At 60.2% G+C, this 18736-nt stretch carries 18 protein-coding genes and 1 tRNA gene; 11 read left to right on the forward strand and 8 right to left on the reverse strand.

Features of this window, described 5'->3' with window-relative positions; translation table 11 throughout:
• Positions 1-76: 76 nt before the first annotated feature.
• Positions 77-577 (reverse strand): hypothetical protein, encoded by a 501-nt coding sequence (locus tag ACXAED_RS04390; RefSeq protein WP_475047191.1) that lies wholly within the window; start codon positions 575-577, stop codon positions 77-79.
• A 159-nt stretch (positions 578-736) separates the two neighbouring features.
• Positions 737-826, reverse strand: a tRNA-Ser gene (locus tag ACXAED_RS04395).
• A 1227-nt stretch (positions 827-2053) separates the two neighbouring features.
• Between ACXAED_RS04395 and ACXAED_RS04400 the strand changes: the two genes are divergently transcribed.
• From ACXAED_RS04400 to ACXAED_RS04420, 5 genes are all read left to right on the forward strand, one after another.
• Positions 2054-2455 carry a hypothetical protein gene (locus ACXAED_RS04400; protein ID WP_475047193.1) on the forward strand — a complete coding sequence of 134 codons (402 nt, stop codon included), beginning with the start codon at positions 2054-2056 and terminating at the stop codon, positions 2453-2455.
• A 660-nt stretch (positions 2456-3115) separates the two neighbouring features.
• Positions 3116-3565 carry a hypothetical protein gene (locus ACXAED_RS04405; protein ID WP_475047195.1) on the forward strand — a complete coding sequence of 150 codons (450 nt, stop codon included), beginning with the start codon at positions 3116-3118 and terminating at the stop codon, positions 3563-3565.
• An 89-nt stretch (positions 3566-3654) separates the two neighbouring features.
• Positions 3655-5844, forward strand: coding sequence for an efflux RND transporter periplasmic adaptor subunit (locus tag ACXAED_RS04410; RefSeq protein WP_475047197.1), 2190 nt, complete (start codon positions 3655-3657; stop codon positions 5842-5844).
• Positions 5841-9020 (forward strand): efflux RND transporter permease subunit, encoded by a 3180-nt coding sequence (locus ACXAED_RS04415; RefSeq protein ID WP_475047198.1) that lies wholly within the window; start codon positions 5841-5843, stop codon positions 9018-9020. The genes ACXAED_RS04410 and ACXAED_RS04415 overlap by 4 nt, the downstream gene beginning before the upstream one ends.
• A 35-nt stretch (positions 9021-9055) precedes the next feature.
• A complete protein-coding gene (locus ACXAED_RS04420; protein WP_475047200.1) occupies positions 9056-9397 on the forward strand; it encodes a copper-binding protein in 342 nt (113 codons plus the stop codon).
• Between the two features lie 212 nt (positions 9398-9609).
• On the opposite strand, the gene ACXAED_RS04425 is transcribed toward ACXAED_RS04420, so the two are convergent.
• Positions 9610-10071: a hypothetical protein gene (locus ACXAED_RS04425; protein WP_475047201.1), complete on the reverse strand. Its 462-nt coding sequence runs from the start codon at positions 10069-10071 to the stop codon at positions 9610-9612.
• Between the two features lie 13 nt (positions 10072-10084).
• On the opposite strand from ACXAED_RS04425, the gene tnpA reads away from it, so the two are divergent.
• The 4 genes from tnpA (at position 10085) to ACXAED_RS04445 (ending at position 12817) form a co-directional block, all read left to right on the forward strand.
• Positions 10085-10486, forward strand: coding sequence for an IS66-like element accessory protein TnpA (gene tnpA, locus ACXAED_RS04430; protein ID WP_167510219.1), 402 nt, complete (start codon positions 10085-10087; stop codon positions 10484-10486).
• Positions 10483-10830 (forward strand): IS66 family insertion sequence element accessory protein TnpB, encoded by a 348-nt coding sequence (tnpB, locus tag ACXAED_RS04435; RefSeq protein ID WP_141889229.1) that lies wholly within the window; start codon positions 10483-10485, stop codon positions 10828-10830. Before tnpA ends, tnpB begins: the two co-directional genes overlap by 4 nt.
• A 62-nt stretch (positions 10831-10892) precedes the next feature.
• Positions 10893-12521, forward strand: coding sequence for an IS66 family transposase (gene tnpC, locus ACXAED_RS04440; protein ID WP_141889295.1), 1629 nt, complete (start codon positions 10893-10895; stop codon positions 12519-12521).
• Positions 12521-12817 (forward strand): hypothetical protein, encoded by a 297-nt coding sequence (locus ACXAED_RS04445; RefSeq protein WP_141889230.1) that lies wholly within the window; start codon positions 12521-12523, stop codon positions 12815-12817. Before tnpC ends, ACXAED_RS04445 begins: the two co-directional genes overlap by 1 nt.
• Positions 12818-12828: 11 nt before the next feature.
• Here ACXAED_RS04445 and ACXAED_RS04450 read toward each other — a convergent pair whose 3' ends face one another.
• Together ACXAED_RS04450 and ACXAED_RS04455 are read right to left on the reverse strand one after the other, a co-directional pair.
• Complete coding sequence (locus ACXAED_RS04450) at positions 12829-13113, reverse strand: hypothetical protein (RefSeq protein ID WP_475047203.1); 285 nt, start codon at positions 13111-13113, stop codon at positions 12829-12831.
• 237 nt (positions 13114-13350) lie between these two features.
• Positions 13351-13755, reverse strand: a complete 405-nt coding sequence (locus tag ACXAED_RS04455; RefSeq protein ID WP_475047204.1) for a MerR family DNA-binding protein — start codon at positions 13753-13755, stop codon at positions 13351-13353.
• Positions 13756-13832: 77 nt separating this feature from the next.
• Here ACXAED_RS04455 and ACXAED_RS04460 point away from each other — a divergent pair, with 77 nt between their 5' ends.
• A complete protein-coding gene (locus tag ACXAED_RS04460) occupies positions 13833-14861 on the forward strand; it encodes a lysylphosphatidylglycerol synthase transmembrane domain-containing protein (protein WP_475047206.1) in 1029 nt (342 codons plus the stop codon).
• Positions 14862-14940: 79 nt separating this feature from the next.
• The gene (locus ACXAED_RS04465) at positions 14941-16131 is read left to right on the forward strand and encodes an MFS transporter (RefSeq protein WP_475047207.1); all 1191 of its coding nucleotides are present in this window, start codon (positions 14941-14943) and stop codon (positions 16129-16131) included.
• A 40-nt stretch (positions 16132-16171) separates the two neighbouring features.
• On the opposite strand, the gene ACXAED_RS04470 is transcribed toward ACXAED_RS04465, so the two are convergent.
• The 3 genes from ACXAED_RS04470 to ACXAED_RS04480 all read right to left on the reverse strand — a co-directional run bounded on the left by ACXAED_RS04470 (position 16172) and on the right by ACXAED_RS04480 (position 18707).
• Entirely contained in the window at positions 16172-16612 is a 441-nt protein-coding gene (locus ACXAED_RS04470) for a c-type cytochrome (RefSeq protein WP_475047208.1), read from the reverse strand.
• A 14-nt stretch (positions 16613-16626) separates the two neighbouring features.
• A complete protein-coding gene (locus ACXAED_RS04475) occupies positions 16627-17910 on the reverse strand; it encodes a 6TM ABC transporter family protein (RefSeq protein WP_475046405.1) in 1284 nt (427 codons plus the stop codon).
• 101 nt (positions 17911-18011) lie between these two features.
• Positions 18012-18707 carry a copper-binding protein gene (locus tag ACXAED_RS04480; RefSeq protein ID WP_475046403.1) on the reverse strand — a complete coding sequence of 232 codons (696 nt, stop codon included), beginning with the start codon at positions 18705-18707 and terminating at the stop codon, positions 18012-18014.
• Positions 18708-18736: the final 29 nt, after the last annotated feature.

Below are 18736 nucleotides of genomic sequence, written 5' to 3' on the forward strand. Positions count from 1 at the left end.
TATATTCCATGCGAACTGGTTCGTTGGGGTGTATCAGTGTTTTTCGAGCACCCTCACGGACACTTCAAGGCACTTCTCAGGGCGCACTCTTGGGGTCAACAGCCCCAATAGACTTATTGAGCAACCTAGTAATCTCCTCAAAGCTCGCCGCCCGCTCCGCTTCGCACTCACGCTGTGCTTCACCTGCTGAAAGTCCCCCGCCTATCTTTTCAAATATGCAGAGCTTGTCGCCTATCGAGCTCATTGCGAGCCCGCTTTCGATTGCGGAAAAGGTGCGAGGCAGTCCCTGTGTTCGCAAGGCGTCAGCAGCGGCATCATCCAGTGGAATAGTGTCCCCCGGCTGCTGGAGGACAGCCACTGCCCAATTTCTCAAAGGGTCAGGCTGGGTGTCTCCGGGCGAGTACTCAGGTTTCTCAGAAAGTATGCCAACTGCGATCTGCGTCATGCGAGCAGCTTGCTCTCGCTGGCTCGTCTGGCTGTTAAAGATCAATGCGGCCACACCTATCACGATGGGTGTCAGGACCTTGCCTGCCACCTCGCCAATAATCAGCCCTTTATCCCACCAATCCTTTGCCAACTTCTCAATCCTTGCTGCAATGCTTTGAAGTGAATGTCTGGCAAACACCAACGGCAGTCAAATACGCCAACCTTACGGTGCCCCAATTGGTCAATGTTGTTGGTCAATGTTGGTCAATGCCAACACCTAAGTCTTTGAAAATGCTAGAAAAAGGTGTGATGGCGGAGACGATGGGATTCGAACCCACGAGACGGTTTCCCGCCTACTCCCTTAGCAGGGGAGCGCCTTCGACCACTCGGCCACGTCTCCGCTGACCCGTATATTTGCCGCAACCCAGAGAAACAAGGCGTTTTTTCATTTTTTTTCCAGCCCCTGCAAAACTGTGGGTTTCCCCTGTTTTCCGTGAACTTTCGCGGAGCTGCACGTGATTCACGTGCAAAATCCGTGCAGCCGTGTTCGCGCATTGTTCACGTCAACCGACCTAAACTTGAGACCCGCCCCTTCTCCTGCCGCAATGAGAGTCGCCAAATCTACTTGCCGCATTCTATCAGCAGCACCAGAAGGCAAAAGACTATCCCCAGCCGATAGTGAAATTCGCATGCAATCACTGCGAGCGCTTCGGCAGATACCGCGCTTCGCTGACGCCATTGCTACCCCCTCCATCCAAGTGTGCCGCATCGCGCCACAGGGCTTCCGCTTTCGGGAAAGCGACCCCGGAATATCGCGTCTGCGGCTGAGTGCGCGCTGCGCTTGGCACGGATGTCAGAAGGGCTGCTTTCTGTCCTTTTGGGGACCATCCGCAGTCCCATCTGTGCATGAAGGGCGGTGATCTGGTCGCCACGGTACAGCGGGAAGCTACCCCCGCGTTACATATCGGGGGTTACGTTCATGTTTATCGAGCTGGAGCGTTACGGACCGCCTCAATAATTTCAATGGCTTAGACGAAGTGTAACGCCGTAACGCCTGTAACGGCGGGGGAGAGTGTATACCTCTTACTCACTCCGGCAGGATATCTCTTTCTCTCCTTATATATATAACTATTTATGTGTTACATACATAGACATACATACAAACCTCCAGTATTTTCAATAACTTAACCCCGTAACAGGCGTGTAACGCTCAGCGTAACACCGTTACATCATTGATTTTAAATGACTTTTTTCAGAGCCACTGCCCCCGCCTGCGGTAGGAACATCGCATTTTCAAGCTCCTCGGTGTATGGCGGCCAATGAAATAAAGACAATCACCAAATGTTTTCAAAGTTGTAACGGAACCTGCATGCTAATCGAGCCCTGATGCCCGTGTTGAACAGAAGGGAAAGCGCCAACTGGGGGCAAAGGTCGGCTTGAAAGGCAGCCTGCCCTGGTCTTGCCGCAACAGCGGCAAGTCGCGGCAAAGGAACCCTCGAAGGCTGAGGAGGGCTGCGGTTCATGTCTCTCCGGAATTGTGGAGAACTGAAAATTGCCGCTTTTGGTTTTCAACCTCATGCCCCACTTTACCCCAAGATTAAATTCAGTTTGAAAGGTGAACCACCAGATGAACGAAAACTTTGTCCGTATCATGCGCGCGGAACATCTGCTCCACCAGGTATGCGAGGACGCACTTTCCGAATATGTAGCGGAGTGCGGTAGCCGTGACGCTGCCATCACCAAGCTGTCCACCCAGTTCCTGTTCGTAGACAAGATCGCAGAAGCAGGCAGCGATGGTGATATCGAGGTGAACTGGGGTGTCCTGATTTCTTCAGAAATTGCCGGAAATGACCAGCATTATATGACCCGTTACAATGTTTCTGACAGCCCAGAGGCCTTTGAGACTCTTTTGGAGGCGGTGCGGGATCCCGGCAACCTTAGCAAGCTGGTGAAATGTGTTGCAGATGGCTGGGACGACGAAGAGCACTATCGGGTTATCTGCGAAATCCAGGCCGAAGAGGAACTCTGAACAGACGAATGGGAAGAAGACAGTGCCATGTAGTGAACGGTAACTGAACAAGCGCAACGCTTGGAGCGGCATCAACGCGCAAAAGGTCATGGTGGAGTAAGCAGCGGTACGAAAGCCTGCCAGGGTAGCGAAGCCATGGCCTCGCTGCGGGCGGCGTACAAACTGGCCAGTTTTGGCCCGATCTGGTTCGAAAGAGAGCGGGAATATGATTGCCGCAGCCGCGAGGTGTTTGCGCAGCTTCAGCATGCACCGAGAGTGTCCACAGAGCGAACTCAAACTCGAAACACCTGTACCGCGAGTGGATAGATCCATACGCGGAGATTCCACCCCGTTCTACCCACCCATCGTTAAGGCCACGTAGTCTCAGCACAAATCGACGGCAAACCCAAAGGGCATAGAAAATCACGGATAGCGCAAACCGAAATCCTAAAAGCGGGCACCCGATGCTTTGTTCATAAATTGAAAGGACTCTTGCCTCGACACCCAGCTTCCAAAATCTGACCGTGCTTCCCGGTACGTTCCTTGCGCGGCCTCTTCTTACTCTAACTCACGCCAGGTTCCCCAACAGCTCCAACTCAGGAAACACATCCCATTGGAAGAGCGCGAAGTGAACCGCCGCTTGGTTTGTGACAGCGGTCGGCACTCTGGGAGATAGGATCCTTGGCAGGACAGCTTGGCAACCAGACAAAGCGCAGCTATATGCAGATCGTGGGCAGAAGATTCTTGATATGTCTGGCACGGCGCGTGACCATCATTCTCGTCGCACTGGCTTTTTCCTTTGCGGCAAATTTCACGTCAGCGTTGGCCATGCACGTGTCACATCAGGGAAGCCTCGCGGAAGAAGCCGGTCACTCGTCAAATTCCGGGTCCGATCATTCGCTGCGGCAGGTATCTCCATCGCAAAATCAAAATGATGATCGCGGCGGGTGTGCATACGATCCGGTTTCTGCCCGTTGCATCGGCGGCTCATGCTTCAGCACCGACTTGCCCTCCGCGGCTATCCCACCTGCCGTTATGACAGGTTCCTCGCTCCACCTGAAAGCCGGTGCGAGCAAATTCGGTGTTCATCTGGAAACACCGCCTCCGGTCCGTCCTCCCAAGCACGTTTGACAATTTTCGCTTCCGGCGGCGGTCTTGAGACGCGCCGGTAACTTGTCAACAACGTAGGCTGCTTCGGGAAGATCAGCCTGGAGGTTATCATGCGCGGACGTTACACAGCGCTCAGCATCCTTGCCCTTGCCGCAGGAACGGCGGGCGGGGTTTTTCTGGAACGGACATACCTTAACTTCACAGAAAGCCCGGCTTCGGACAGCTCCGAGATCCTGTACTGGGTTGCTCCGATGGATCCGAACTACCGGCGCGACGAGCCCGGGAAATCGCCGATGGGCATGGACCTGATCCCTGTCTATGCCGGCCAGGAGCCTGCAGGTGATCCCGCTGAAGTGTCGCTCTCACCGGCCGAGGTCAACGCGATCGGTGTACGCACCGCTGTTTCACGGATGTCGGACATATCGTCAAAGATAGAGACCGTCGGTTTCGTGCGATACGACGAGCATCAGACAAGCCACGTCCACACCCGCGCCGACGGGTGGATTGAGAAACTAAAAACCCGAGCCATCGGCGATCGCGTGCTCAAAGGCGACGTCCTGTTCGAGATGTTCTCACCAGTGATCAGTGCGGCGACCGGAGATTTGGTCCGCGCCGTCAAGGCCGGAGACGCCAGGATCCTCGACGCCGCCCGGAACAAGCTTCTTAGCCACGGCATGTCCGAGGCTCAGATTGCGGAGATCGAAGCTAGCGGCGAGCTTGCACGGACTATCAGGATCGAAGCCCCGCAAGACGGTGTCGTGATCTCGCTTTCGGCTGCCGATGGCATGTACCTTCAGCCGGGAACGCTTGCAGTTTCACTTAGCGACTTGAAAACTGTCTGGCTGATCGTTGACGTATTCGAGCGGGACATCGCGCGGCTCAGCGAAGACATGCGCGCGGTCGCCCGCTTCGAGCATCTGGCCGGGCGCACGTTCGAGGGCGAAATCGATTATATCTATCCCGAACTCGACCCCAAAACCCGCACGCTGCCGGTGCGGCTAAAGTTCGACAACTCTGCGGGGCTTTTGCGGCCCAACATGTTTGGAACCGTCAGTCTTGTTCCGTCCCGGACGCGAACAGCGCTGACCGTGCCGTCGGAGGCGGTTATCCGGACCGGTTCGGCCGAGCGCGTGATTCTGAAGACCGGTGAAGGAACCTTCAAACCGCGGCTGGTTACATCCGGCCTGCGCGACAGTTTCGGTGAGGGCGGCCGGACTGAAATCGTACAAGGGCTCGCGCCGGGTGAGGAAGTCGTCGCGTCGGCGCAGTTCCTGATTGACAGCGAAAGCGCGCTCAGCGCCGGTCTGATGCGCATGGCGCCAACAGACGAAGAGCCCGCGCACGGCGCTGGAAGGCTTGTCACGCTGGACCACGAAACCCGGCTGGCGACGATCAAGCACGGCCCCCTCGACAGCCTCGACTGGCCGGCAATGACCTCCGTTTTCCCAGTGCGGGCAGATGTGCCGCTTGATCATCTCGCCGAAGATTCCGGGATCGCTTTCACCGTTGCCCGGGGCGCGGATAACCTTCTTGCACTGATAGAGATCGGTGCCGATGACGGGATTGCCGCCACGGGGACTGGCACGATCCACGAGGTGAACCCGGACGGCACACTGACCGTGTCGCACGATCCGATTCCGGCGCTTGGCTGGCCCGAAATGGAAATGGAGTTCGAGGTGGCTGGGCTGGATCCCGAGGCGGTCGTTCTGGACAGACCAGTCGAGTTCGATCTGGCCAAGAACGACGCGGGCATGTTCAGCATTATCGCGGTCCGGGAAAAAGCTGCCACTGCGGCGCCGGCGTCCGGGAAAACCGAGATGGCGGCAGCGGCACCAATCGTCGTCAGCGGCACCATCGACGCCGTCGACCCCGCTGAACGCACGGCGACGATAAGCCATGCCCCGATGACGGAACTCGGGATGCCCGGCATGACGATGGACTTTCCCATCTCCGAGGAGCTGGAACCGGCGGCACTGGCCACTGGGACCGCGATGACCCTAACCTTTGCCCGACCCGACGGGATGACGCTGGTGCTGGCGAATGCCGAACCTGTCATCGCCCCGATGAAAGTCGCTGGCACCATCAACTCGGCGGATCCGGAGCGGCGCATGGTGAACATCACCCATGACGCCATGACCGAGATCGGGATGCCGGGAATGACCATGGATTTCGCGGTGGATGAGACCCTGGATCAGGCAACCCTGCCGATCGGCGAGAAAGTGGGGCTCCTGTTCCGCCGCAACCCCGACTTCTCGCTAACGCTGGTCGGCACCACCTCCGTGACGGAGGTCAGCTCATGATACCTGCTATCATCCGTCTTTCCCTGGCCAACCGGTTCATGATCCTCGCGCTTGCCGTGATGATCGGAATTGCCGGGGTATGGGCAATCCGCGAAACCCCGGTGGATGCCATCCCCGACCTTTCGGACGTCCAAGTGATCATCCGCACCCCATACCCTGGGCAAGCGCCGCAGGTTGTCGAGGACCAGATCACCTACCCGCTAGCCACCGCGATGCTTGCCGTCCCTGGCGCTAGCGATGTGCGCGGCTTCTCGTTCTTCGGCGACAGCTATGTCTATATTGTCTTCGAGGACGGCACCGACCTTTACTGGGCGCGGACCCGCGTCCTGGAATACCTCGGGCAGATCGCATCCCGCCTGCCTGAAGAAGTGTCTCCGCAGCTGGGCCCCGACGCGACCGGCGTTGGCTGGATCTACCAGTACGCACTGATCGACCGGAGCGGAAACCACGATCTGGCACAGCTCCGGACCTTGCAGGATTGGTTTTTGAAGTACGAACTGCAGACCGTCGATGGCGTGTCAGAAGTCGCCACCATCGGCGGTATGGTCCGTCAGTACCAAGTCGTGGTCGACCCGGACAAGCTGCGTGCCTACGACATCACACTTCCGCAACTGCGGGGCGCCATTCAGGCGGCGAACCGGGAAACCGGCGGCAGTGTCATTGAAATGGGCGAAGCCGAGTTCATGGTCCGCTCAACCGGTTATGTCGATGAACTGGCCGATCTCGCTCGCGCACCTCTAATGGTGAACGAGCGAGGCGCGGCAGTCACACTTGGAGATGTCGCCGATATCCGCTTTGGCCCAGAGCTTCGCCGCGGCGTTGGCGAATTCGGCGGAGAAGGCGACGCTGTGGGGGGCGTCGTGATCCTGCGCTGGGGCGGCAACGCGCTGGCCACGATCAAAAACGTCGAGGAGCGGATTGAGCAGATCCGCCCAAACCTGCCTGAAGGCGTCGAGCTGGTGACTACCTACAGCCGCGCTGGCGTCATCGAGCGCGCCATTGACAACCTGCAGGACAAGCTGACCGAGGAATTCATCGTCGTCGTGCTCGTTTGTGCGGCGTTCCTGCTGCACATGCGCTCGGCGCTGGTGATCCTGCTGTCTCTGCCTCTCGGGATCTTCGCGGCCTTCATTATCATGAAACTGCAGGGCGTTAATGCCAACATCATGTCACTGGGCGGCATAGCCATTGCCATCGGCGCTATGGTTGACGCAGCAATCGTGATGATCGAGGCAATGCACCGCAGGCTGGAACAGGAAAAGCTGACGGACCAGAACCGATGGCGAATTGTCGGTGAATGCGCATCCGAAGTGGGGCCCGCCTTGTTCTATTCTCTGGCGATCATCACTGTAAGCTTCCTCCCGGTCTTCGTGCTGGAAAGTCAGGAGGGCAGGCTTTTCAAACCGCTGGCCTTTACCAAGACCTACGCTATGGCCGCGGCGGCGATCCTGTCGATTACCCTAGTTCCAGTCCTGATGGGGTACTTCGTGCGCGGGCGGATTATGCCGGAACACAAAAACCCGCTTAACCGCATGGTGATCTGGGCCTATCGCCCGTTTCTCGACGCCGCGGTTGCCTGGCCTTGGGCAACGACGCTGCTGTCAGTGGCGCTGGTCGCCTCGATGTGGTGGCCGCTTCAGCGCATAGGCAGCGAGTTCATGCCGGAACTCAACGAAGGCGACTTCCTCTATATGCCCTCGCTGTATCCGGGCGTATCCATCGGCAAGGCGCGCGAGATCCTGCAGCAGACGGACCGGCTGATCGCAACGGTGCCCGAAGTAAAGACGGTCCACGGCAAGCTCGGCCGCGCGGAGTCTGCGACCGACCCGGCGCCCCTGACAATGATCGAGACGACAATCCAGTTGAAGCCCGAGTCCGAATGGCGGCCGGGCATGACAATGGAACGTATCCGCGAAGAGCTCGACCGTACGGTTCAGGTGCCGGGGGTGACGAACGTCTGGATCCAGCCGATCAAGAACCGGATCGACATGCTGGCGACCGGTATCAAGACGCCTGTTGGTGTGAAGATCTCGGGTGCGGATCTCTCTGTCATCGAAGGGATCGGGGTTGAAATCGAACGTGCTGTGGCCGGTATCGAGGGCACGGCATCGGCCTATGCCGAACGGCCCGTGGGCGGGCGTTTCATCGAAATCGATGTCAACCGCGAAGCCGCCGCGCGTTACCTGATGAGCGTGCGTGACGTTCAGGATGTCGTGCAGACAGCGATCGGGGGCATGCAGGTCTCGGAAACGGTCGAGGGCCTCGAACGCTTCCCGATCAACCTGCGCTATCCGCAGGAGTGGCGAAACAGCCCTGAACGCCTTCAGGGTCTGCCGGTTGTGACCCCCTCGGGGGCACACATCCCGCTTGGTGCCCTCGCCGAGGTCCGCATCGTCGACGGCCCGGGCATGATCCGGTCCGAAAACGCCCGGCGCACCGGCTTCGTCTTCATCGACATCGCTGGCCGAGACCTTGGCAGCTACGTGACCGAGGCACGCGCCCGCGTCGCGGATGAGGTAGCGCTTCCACCAGGCTACTCCATCACCTGGTCGGGCCAGTACGAATACATTCAGCGGATGCAGCAGCGGCTGACACTGGTGGCACCTGCCACACTTCTTCTCATTACGCTGATGCTGTTCTTGGCGTTCAACCGCGTGATCGAGGTGGGCATCATCCTTGCCGCGCTGCCAGTGGCTCTGGCAGGCGGGGTCTGGTTCCTGTGGTACCTCAGCTTCGACATTTCGGTCGCCGTGCTGGTGGGTTTCATTGCGCTGGCCGGTGTCGCCGTCGAAACTGCGATCGTGATGCTTCTGTACCTCAATCTGGCTTGGGAGAAGCGTAAGAAACTTGCCATTTCGGAAAACCGAACCCTGGTGCCACTCGACATCGAGGAGTCCGTTTTCGAGGGCGCACTGCTGCGTGTCCGTCCTAAAGTGATGACGGTTGCGACGATTTTCGCCGGTCTAATCCCGATCATGTATGGCCACGGCACCGGATCAGAAATCATGCAGCGCATAGCCGCGCCGATGGTCGGAGGCATGGTCACGGCGACGCTGCTGACACTCTTCGTCATCCCTGCAGTCTTTGTCATCTGGAAGCGTCTGGCTTTGCGGCGCGTTAATCGCGAGATCGGCAGCCCTCCACCAGCGGGCGAAACGGCCGTTCCGGCCGAATGAAACCCACGAAACTCTGACCCTTGAGAGGATATCCAATGAAAAGCTTCACCTTCTCCAGTATTGTCCTTGCCTTTTGCGCCAGCGGCGCATTCGCTCAAACAACCCACAGTATAGATCACTCCGGCATGCACATGAGTGATAGCCAAATGGAGGGCGCAGTACACGCCTCCGCCGTCGTCAACTTAATCAGCGATGGCTCCGCAAATGTCAGCCACGACCCCATTCCCGAAATCGGCTGGCCCGGCATGACGATGGACTTGCCACTCCTGACCGGCGCGCAAATCATGGGAGACGTTGCACCCGGCGACAAGGTTACCCTCATGCTGCTCAAGGGCTCTGACGGAATGTACGCAATCGGTGCCATGATGCCGAATTGACCGGCGCGGCATCGAAACCGCACCTGAAGCGCCGAAGCCCGCCCTCGAGGCGTTGAACGCCGCGCTGCTGATCCGGTGCCACCGGTACAACCGGTATGGATCACCCGTCATGCGCGGCGTTCACATTTGCAGCGGCGCTGCCAGCCGTTGCAGTATTGCCCGCCACCGCCCAAACCCGCTCTGCACTTCATGTGCTGAAGGATCCGTGCGCCTCAAATCCAAACCGATTGCAGATTTATGATCACCGCTGCGGCACCCGTCAAAGCCAGTGTGAATATTGCGAAGAAAACCAGCGCAAGCAGGATCGGCCCGAGCTTGCCCGGCAGCTTGCATACCAAGCCGCGCAGCCATTCCCATCGCTTGGAGCACCTTTCAAGACTGCTGTCGATCACTGTTGCGTATAGTGGCAAGGCGCTGACCAGCGTCGCGTAAAGGTAAACACCGGAAATGTTCTCAAAAAAGGCGGACCGGACAAGTGTCGGCCCAACCACCTGCAACGCCTGCCAGTGATCCCCTCCGAACGAGCCGAACCAGTCAGCCGAAATGAAATATATTACTCCATGCAACAGGACGAAAATGAGGACCCTTGCAGGCAGGTCGATCAGAAGGATACGGTAACCGCCCGATTTGAACCGCCTGCTCGTGTGTCCTGGAGATTGGTAAGAAACGTCCATAAAGACGTCTTTAATGACGTCTCCTACAGGGAGGGAGGCAGCTGTGCGGGGCGAAATTCTTGGCTTGGAGCGTCGGCGCCGCTGGAGTGACGACGAGAAGTTGGCGATTGTGCTTTCGGTCGGGGTGAACGGCGCGACCGTGTCGCAGGTCGCACAGCGCCACGAGATCAGGCGGCAGCAGATCTATGCCTGGCGATACGAGCTGAGGAGGAAGGGGCTTCTGACGCCAGACGACGCGACGCTATTCCTGCCCGTCGATATTACGTCGCCGCCGGAACCGCAGGAAGCGTGCGCCCCTGAAGCGAGCTTGGCGTTGATTGAGGTGGTTCTACGCAATGGTCGCAGCTTGCGGGTCGATGCCCATGTGGATGCGGCGGTGCTGACCCGTTTGATCCAGGCGGTGGAGGCGGCATGATCGGCCCGGGAACCGGCATTCGCGTTTACCTGGCCTGCGGTCACACTGATATGCGCAAAGGTATCGCGGGGCTTTCAGCGATCGCGCAGGATGTCTTGAGGCAGCGGCCATCGAACGGTGCCGTGTTCGCGTTTCGAGGGCGCCGCGGCGACAGGGTGAAGCTTCTGTATTGGGATGGCCAGGGCTTTTGCCTGTATTACAAAGTCCTGGAGAAGGGTCGTTTCCCATGGCCTGCGGCGACGGATGGCAGCGTGCGTCTGACCGCCGCTCAATTGGCCATGCTCTGGGAGGGGATCGACTGGCGCAGGCCGGATTGGGGCGCGCCACCAGCCCGGACGGGCTGATTTATCTCCCTGGAATCGTTTGTTTTTATGGCGTCCGACCTTGGAGAATGGTATCCACCACCATGTCCGTAGAAGCCACGCCTCTCCCCAATGATCCCGCCGTTCTGAAGGCGATGATCGCCGCGTTGCAGGCGGAAAACCAGAAGATGTCCGCCAGTTTGCGGGCGCATGATCTGCTGGTTCAGGCGCTGCGCGTCCGGATTGCCAGATTGCAGAAGCAGAAATTCGGCTCCAGTTCGGAAAAGATCGAGCGGGAGATCGAGCAACTGGAACTGGCGCTGGAGGACCTGCAGGTTGCGCTCGCCGAGGCGGATGAACTGCCGCCGGAGGGCGACGATGAGCCGGAGACGGACAACCAGACCCCGGAACCAGCCGAACCGCGGGAGTCGAGGCGCCGCCGTCCGAAGGTGTCGCAGGACACGCCGCGCGAACGCCGCGAGCTTGACCCCGGCGACAGTTGCCCGGATTGCGGGGGCGATCTGCGTGTGGTCGGGGAGGATGTCAGCGAGCTGATCGACATGATTGCAGCCCAGCTGAAGGTCATCGAGATCGCGCGTATCAAGAAATCCTGCCGGCGCTGCGAGCGTATGGTTCAAAGCCCGGCACCCAGCCGTCCGATCCCACGGAGCATGGCGGGCCCGAACCTTCTGGCTTATGTGCTGACCTCGAAGTTCGACGACCACGTGCCGTTGTATCGTCAGAACGAGATCTTCGCCCGCATGGGGGCAGACATCCCGGACACGACCCTGGTCGACTGGTGCGGCGGGGCAATGAAGGCGCTGGCGCCGCTGATCGAGAAGATCGAGGCCGAGATCATGGCCAGCAATCTTCTGCACGCAGATGACACGCCCATCCGGGTTCTCGATCGCGGCCGCCGCGACAAGGGGCTCGGAAAGGGCGTCAAGAAAGGCCGGATCTGGGCCTATGTCCGGGATCAGCGCCCATGGGCGGGCACGGCCCCGCCCGGTGCGGTCTATCACTTTGCCCCGGACTGGAAGGAAGAGCATGTCCTCGCCCATCTTGGCGAGACCAGCGGCATTCTCCAGGCTGATGGCTACAAGGGGTATGCCAAGCTCTATGCCGCGGACCTGGACGGCAAGAGCCAGTTCCGGGAGGCCGCGTGCTGGGCGCATCTTCGCCGCGACTTTCACGATGTCTGGACCGCGACGAAATCCGCAATCGCGCGCGAGGCGCTCGACCGTATCGGCAAGCTCTACGACATCGAACGAGAAATCAGCGGCAAGCCTGCCGAACTGCGGCTGGCCGTGCGCCAAAAGGAAAGCAAGCCCAAGGTTGATGCGTTCCGGGACTGGGCCGAAAGGCAGCTCACCCGTATTCCCGGTAAGAGTGATCTGGCCAAGGCGTTCCGCTACGGGCTGAGCCGTTGGGCTTCATTCACGCTGTTTCTGGAGGACGGGCGCGTGGCCATCGACAACAATCCCGCCGAGCGCGCGCTGCGGCCCATTGGCGTTGGCAGGCGGAACTGGCTATTCGCGGGTTCGGATACCGGCGGTGAAACGCTCGCCCGCGCCATGACCGTCATCGAGACGGCAAAGATGAACGGCCTCGATCCGCAGGCCTACCTCGCAGATGTCTTGGACCGTATCCACGATCACATGGTCAACCGGCTGGCCGAATTGCTCCCTTGGAACTGGAAGCCGGCAGATCAGAGCCGCAGCGAGGCTGCGTGATGGCAGCGACGACCTACGTCTGCTCCATCGCCCATGTCGCCAGCCTGCTGGGCGAGGATCCTGGACTTCTCGAGGCCATCGTCAGCAACGACGACAACCTCTCCTACGGCAACATCGTCAGCGTCCACATCGGACGGGACGACTACATTACGGCGCTGACCGACGAGGGCATCGACGAATTGCGCGACATGCTGGCATCAGCACGAGTGTCCGTTGAGGCTTGGCACAGCTTCCTCGAAGACTTCGTCGCTGAGCCCGGCATCATCGCCCGCGTCAACAATCAACCGCTGCGGTAAAAATCGGGCGCTTACAGGATACGGGCCGGCACGGCTGCTTCACGCTGCTTGGCGGTACTTACGGCAAAAAGAAAGAAGCTCACGTAGTTGACGGCAAATACAACAGGTAAACCATTTGTCACGACCTGCCGCAGAAACCGGCTGAACGCGGGCCCGCTTCCCAATAGCAATGCCCCGAAGCCCGGCGTGAGGGCGATATAGAGCAGCAGCAGCGGAAACAGGCCTGCACAACTGACAACCAATGTGTTGCGGACAAATTTCCAGGCAGGCATGTTGATGCTGAAGTATGTATTCATTGCACAGCGCATTGCCCCCCATTCCGGAACGAAGCCGATGGGCGGCGCTCAAAGTTCTCAGAACTTTTGTTCTACCAGTTAGATTATCCGCCATTATATTCAGTAAGCGGCGGGCAGAGAACGGCATTGACGAAAGCACTCATCCGCTGCGGCAGCGAAGCTGCTTCCGTCCCTGACAACCAGTTATCATACCATCGTCATCAACTAGTATTCTTGTCAGGAAGTGCCTCCTGAGTTCTAAGCACTCTCAATTGCCTCGAGGATCGCACAGTCCGCAAGACTTCCCTTTCCAGGGCAAGCGCCAAGGAGGCGGTCAAGCGAATCCCGGATGCGGATCAAACCTTCGATCTTGGCCTGAACTTCACCGCGCTTGGCTTTAGCCTGTGCCTGCACGTCCTTGCAGCTCGCGCCGGGCGCTTCCAGAAGCGCGAGCAGGCCGGCGGTCTCTGCCAGCGAAAAGCCGAGCCGCTTGGCCCCGGCAATGAACCTAAGCCGCTGCAATGTTCCGCCGCCATAGTCCCGCGGGCCGCCGGCGGTTGGCCGCGGCGGCTGGCGGATCAGCCCCTTGCGCTCATAGAAACGGATAGTCTCCACCCCGATCCCCACCGATCGAGCGGCTTTTCCAATCGTCAGAGCTGCCATGGCAGCCTCCTCTCAGGATCAACCATTGACTCCGTACCATGATACAGAGGGTAGCATATCCGGCAAGCGGGATATGCATGGGACCTTTCATCAAACGCTGGCTTTTTCCTGTCTTGGGTGCAGCACTGGCGCTCTGGCTGATCTTCCGGCTGTACGGGAGCCTTGACTTCGCACGCTTCCTTGACGGGCTGCGCCAGGCCAATCCGGTTTGGCTATCTGTGCTGGCGGCCACGATCCTGCTTGAACAGCTATTGAGCGGCTGGAAGTGGCGGCAAATCCTCTTTGATGTGAAACCGGTCGGCTCGTTGCCACTGACAGGTGCGCTGCTCGCTGGATACGGCGTGAACGTGCTTTTACCGCTGGGCGTCAGCCCGCTGGTGCGGGCCTGGCTGGTCGCGCGCCTGCACGGGTTAAAATTGGCCACGGTGCTTTCGACAGCAGTCATCGCCAGGTTTCTCGACGGAGTCGTGTTCGCGCTTTTTGCCGGAGCGGTGGCTGCCGCAGGGCGCATTCCGCAGATTGAGGGGGATCTGCGCCTCGGCCTTAGCGTTGCGGGTGCCTTGAATCTGCTGCTCTTCGGCGGGCTGCTCTGGGTGCTCTTTCGTTTCCGTGACCTCTTCAACCGCGAGGAACCGCTGATCTGCCGTCTCTTCGACTGGATCACCGAACGCATGGGCGCGAGCGGTCCGGGGCTGCGGGCATCGCTAGGCGCGGGCATCGTCTGGCCAAGGGCGCGCGCGCGGCGCATCGCGGCTATCATCGCGGCCGTCGCGGGCAAGCTGGTGGCGGCGACGCATTTCCTTTGGGCGGGACTTGCGGTGGGAGTGCTCCTGAGGCCCTGGGACTACCTCTTTCTGATGGTATTCGCAGGCTTTGCCATGGTCCTCGGGCGGTTCGTGCGGATCCCGGCGGGCTTTGTGTTCGGAGCGGGCTTCGCGCTCAAGGCGCTTGGGGTTTCTAACGAGCCTGCGCTTCTGATGATCCTCTTCAGCTATATCCTCACGATTATCCTTGTGGTCGGCATCGGGCTTGTTGTGCTTTGGCAATCAGGTCTCGACATCCGCCATGCGCGTGTAAAAGCGGAGACAGGCAATGCCGGGCCATGAAGCGCAAGAAGCCGCAGGCCGGCGGCGGTTCTGGCGGATTGCCGGTGCGGGCGCGGCTTTTCAGGGCGGCTCCGCGGCAGTGGACAGCGCAACGGTTGTCGCCAGCCTGACCCACATGCTGACAGGCAGCGCGCTGGCCGTCGGCTATGCCAGCGCCGTGCTGCGGCTGGGATGGCTACTGCCGCAGCTGCCGGTGGGATACCTCGCCGAACGCGCCGAGCGCAGGATGCCGTTCTATGTTTTTGGTGCTTTTGGCCGGGCTGCAGCAGCCGGAGCCATCGCGCTTCTGCTCTGGCGGGGAGCGGACTGGCCGCAAGTTGATTGGCCGCCGGTGCCGCTCGCCGCTGGCTTTCTTGCGCTCTGGACGGTCTATGCTTTTGTCAGCGGCGTCGTTGCGGTTCCATACAACGACATCGTAGGGCGTGCGATCCCCTCCAACCGCCGCAGCCGGATGTTGGCGTGGCGGTTTTTCGGTGGCGGGCTGCTCGCCATCGCCGCCGCGGGGGGGCTGCGCCTCGCCCTCGAAGTGATGCCCCCGTTGCAGGCCTATGCGTTCATTTTTGCTCTGGCTTCGGCGCTGATGTTCCTCTCCTCCGGACTGTTTTTCGCAGCAGGAGAGCCGCCTTCATCGTCCAGCAGGCGTCCCGCCGTCCGGAGCGCGGGAGCGGCTGACTTTCTGCGCGAGGGGCTGGTCACCTTCCGGCAGAACCGCGCGTTCCGCCTGTTTCTGATCTTTCACTGGCTTGGCTCCGCCACGCTGATGGCGCTGCCCTTTTACATCGTAGCTGCACGTGAAAGCGGAATCGGGCTGGCCGGGGTTGGCACGCTCCTGGCCGCGCAAACCGTAGGAGCACTGGTCTCGAACCCGTTTTGGGGCCGCATCGGCGACGGCCTGGGCAAGCTGCCATTATTATGGTGCGTGACGCTCCTCCGCCTCCTGGCGCCTACCCTCATGCTTGCCCTGCTCGCCGCCGGAGCGGGGATTTTCGGGTTTGCGGCGCTTTATCTTGTCATCGGCGCAATGATGAATGGCGTGACCATCAGCTACCTGAGTTTTCTCATGGAAATCTCGCCGGATGACCGGCGTCCTGCCTATTCAGCGTGGTTCAACACCTTCGCTACACCTGCCGCCCTGTCCCCCCTGCTGGGTGCCATCCTCGCCAGCCTGATCGCCACTCCCGCGGTTTTTGCCGCGGCAATCACCGCCACTCTTGCCCAGTTTGCAGTGCTGAAACAACTGGACCGGCTGGCCAGGGAGGCCAAACCCTGATCCCCAAGCCCTATTGCCTCTGGCCCGGCGACCCGGCGGATTAATTTATGCCGTTGGCACGCTGCAGCTCCCGCACGTAGCGGGTGATGCCTTTGACGTCGCCATCGGTCAGCCCTTGCTGAGCGGGCATGCTTCCGAAATCCCAGTGATGCGCGCGCACGCCGTTGCGGACGGCGAGCAAAAAGGCGGCATCACCATGGTGCGAGGGCTCATAGATCTTGTGGACCAGCGGCGGTCCCATGCCGTTGCGCCCCGCAGCATTCTCTCCATGGCAATCGGCGCAGACCGCGTCAAAGGCGCGCTTGCCGATTGTCGCGGCCTCGCTCAACTCCGGTGGCAACTGAACCGCGGTGAGCGGCGCACCGGGCTCCAGAACAGAGCGTTGCGCGGTCGCATCGTTTCTGCCGGTGCTGTTGTACACAAAGAAGGCTGCTGCCGCTAACACGGCTGCTGCAACTGCGATGGCAATGGTTTTCCTCATGAGGTTCTTTTCTCCTACTGGGGGAATGAAATACCGATTTCGGCCGAAAATCTGCCTGGACTCTGCTGCCTTTCTCCGTTTGCCGGACCGGATGCCCCGCCTGACCGGAACGCGAAAGCGCGTATTTCCTGGTAGCGGATCCGCACGTCCTCGCTTTGCTGGTAGAAGCGGAACAGATCCTTCAGCGGAGAGGAGAACTCCTTGTGCGCTGACAGCATCGCCACCAGCGCGCCCAGCGAGACCCGTTCCTGCAGCACGAAATAGCCGCCCAAGGAATAGAAAAGGAACGGGGTGAGGGCAGTCAGGAAGTTGTTGATCGCCTTGGCCAGGAACTTCAGCCGGTGGATTTGCAGGCGCAGGTCCTGCAGTTGCCGGAAACTGCGCGCAACCGGCAGCGCGCCCCGCCCCGAAGCCCGCATGTCCCTGTCCAGGTTCTCACCAAGCAGTCGCATCTCGCGGATCCGTTTGCGGGACACTGCATTCACACGCCGCTGCAGCCGCGGCACGATGATCAGCTGCAGCGGAAGCACCGTCAGGGCTGCGGCGGCCAGGATCGGGTCCTGCACAAACATGAACAGAAGGATCGTCGCCAGCGTCCCGCCCTGCAGCAGCGGGACAGTCAGCAGTTCCGAGGCAAAGCCGCCGACTGGTTCAACCTCGGGGCCAAGAACCGGCATGATGGCCGGCTGGCGCTCCGCGGGCTGATCCCGCCGCCACTGGCGGTAGATGGCCAGCCGCAGCCGGCGCACGAAACTTTCGGCAACCCGGCCCTTGCGGATGTTCAGCCAGTATTTGTTGAGACCGTTGAGCGTGATGGCCGCCAGATAGGCGCCGCAGAGCAGAAACAGCAGCGAGACCTGCGAAACCTCGAAGCCCAGGACCGGGACCGCGGCTTCTGCGCCTTCGAAGACCCGGTTCACGATCTGCTTGGGCAGCTCAAGGGTCAGGTAAAGGATCGGCATCGCGGTCAGGCTGAGCAGAACCAGGACCGTTTGCTGCCGCCCGGTCGTGCGCAGGATATGGCGTGGCAGCCCCGGCTCCAGACCGCCTGCCGGGAACTGGGGCGGCACAAACGGTGCCGCCCGCCGCAGAAACCGCTGGCGCAGCAGCCAGGCGGCCTGGCCTGCCAAGGTCAGCACAAGCAGCGCGGGCGCCAGCACCAGAACCAGATGCATCACCGGATGCAGCCATCCGGGTGCGGTATCATCATACCAGAACCCGAAAGCGCCCGCGGCGTCGTGTGTGAGAGTATGCAGATCCAGCATCGCGGGAATGATTGCCTGTTGTCTGATGTTCACCAGCGGCGCCGGAACGTTAGTGTTCTTCTGCTTCTAGGGTCTGGCAGGAACCGCTGGGGTTTGACAAAGGCGGAGGCCGGCATTCCGGCCTCCGCCGCCGGTTATTTCAGCGCCGTCACGGTCAGCTTGCCGTTGACCCGCTCGGCGACGAACTCGATGCTCTTGCCTGCCTCCAGCTGGTCAAGCATTGTTGCATCCGCAACCCGGAACACCATGGTCATCGCAGGCATTTCCAGATCGACCAGCTCCTCGTGCTTGATAGTGACTTTGCCGGACTTGGCGTCGACCTTCTTGACCGTGCCCGCAGTGAAGGTGCCGCCGCCTTCGAGCACCGCAACCGGCCCGGACATGCCGGATTCGTAGTGGCCGGGGATCAGGCAGGCGAACTCAAAAGTGCCGGGATTGGTAAAGGTCCAGACGATTTCCCCGCTGGCACCCGGATCCAGGCGCACCGAATTGGGGTCGTCATGCTCCATGTCCATCTTGGCCATCAGCTCCTTGTGGTGGACATTGCGCTCAGGCGTGTCCAGCACGAACTCATGCTCCAGTTCGCCTTCGTTGGTGATCATGAATTTGACCGTCTCGCCTTTGGCAAAAGAAAAGCTGGACGGCTCGAAGATCATGCCGCCGTCGTCGGTCTCCTTCATGGTGACGGCGATTTCCCGGTCCGCGTGGGCCGCCTCGCCCGGTTTGCCGACCTCCATTTCATCATGGTGGCCGCCGCCGTGGGTGCCGCCTGCAAAAGCCGGCGACGCGGATAGAGCTCCAATCAGGGCTGCCGATAGGATCTTGTTCATGTGTGTCTCCTCATCAGGTTTGGTTGGGT

Source organism: Leisingera sp. ABM4_103, from assembly GCF_056158685.1.

Coding starts and splice junctions, on each gene's coding strand:
- ACXAED_RS04400 (WP_475047193.1), top strand. CDS start 2,054: ATGAACGAAAACTTTGTCCGTATCATGCGCGCGGAACATCTGCTCCAC.
- ACXAED_RS04410 (WP_475047197.1), top strand. CDS start 3,655: ATGCGCGGACGTTACACAGCGCTCAGCATCCTTGCCCTTGCCGCAGGA.
- ACXAED_RS04415 (WP_475047198.1), top strand. CDS start 5,841: ATGATACCTGCTATCATCCGTCTTTCCCTGGCCAACCGGTTCATGATC.
- ACXAED_RS04420 (WP_475047200.1), top strand. CDS start 9,056: ATGAAAAGCTTCACCTTCTCCAGTATTGTCCTTGCCTTTTGCGCCAGC.
- ACXAED_RS04425 (WP_475047201.1), bottom strand. CDS start 10,071: ATGGACGTTTCTTACCAATCTCCAGGACACACGAGCAGGCGGTTCAAA.
- tnpA (WP_167510219.1), top strand. CDS start 10,085: ATGACGTCTCCTACAGGGAGGGAGGCAGCTGTGCGGGGCGAAATTCTT.
- tnpB (WP_141889229.1), top strand. CDS start 10,483: ATGATCGGCCCGGGAACCGGCATTCGCGTTTACCTGGCCTGCGGTCAC.
- tnpC (WP_141889295.1), top strand. CDS start 10,893: ATGTCCGTAGAAGCCACGCCTCTCCCCAATGATCCCGCCGTTCTGAAG.
- ACXAED_RS04445 (WP_141889230.1), top strand. CDS start 12,521: ATGGCAGCGACGACCTACGTCTGCTCCATCGCCCATGTCGCCAGCCTG.
- ACXAED_RS04450 (WP_475047203.1), bottom strand. CDS start 13,113: ATGAATACATACTTCAGCATCAACATGCCTGCCTGGAAATTTGTCCGC.
- ACXAED_RS04455 (WP_475047204.1), bottom strand. CDS start 13,755: ATGGCAGCTCTGACGATTGGAAAAGCCGCTCGATCGGTGGGGATCGGG.
- ACXAED_RS04460 (WP_475047206.1), top strand. CDS start 13,833: ATGGGACCTTTCATCAAACGCTGGCTTTTTCCTGTCTTGGGTGCAGCA.
- ACXAED_RS04470 (WP_475047208.1), bottom strand. CDS start 16,612: ATGAGGAAAACCATTGCCATCGCAGTTGCAGCAGCCGTGTTAGCGGCA.
- ACXAED_RS04480 (WP_475046403.1), bottom strand. CDS start 18,707: ATGAACAAGATCCTATCGGCAGCCCTGATTGGAGCTCTATCCGCGTCG.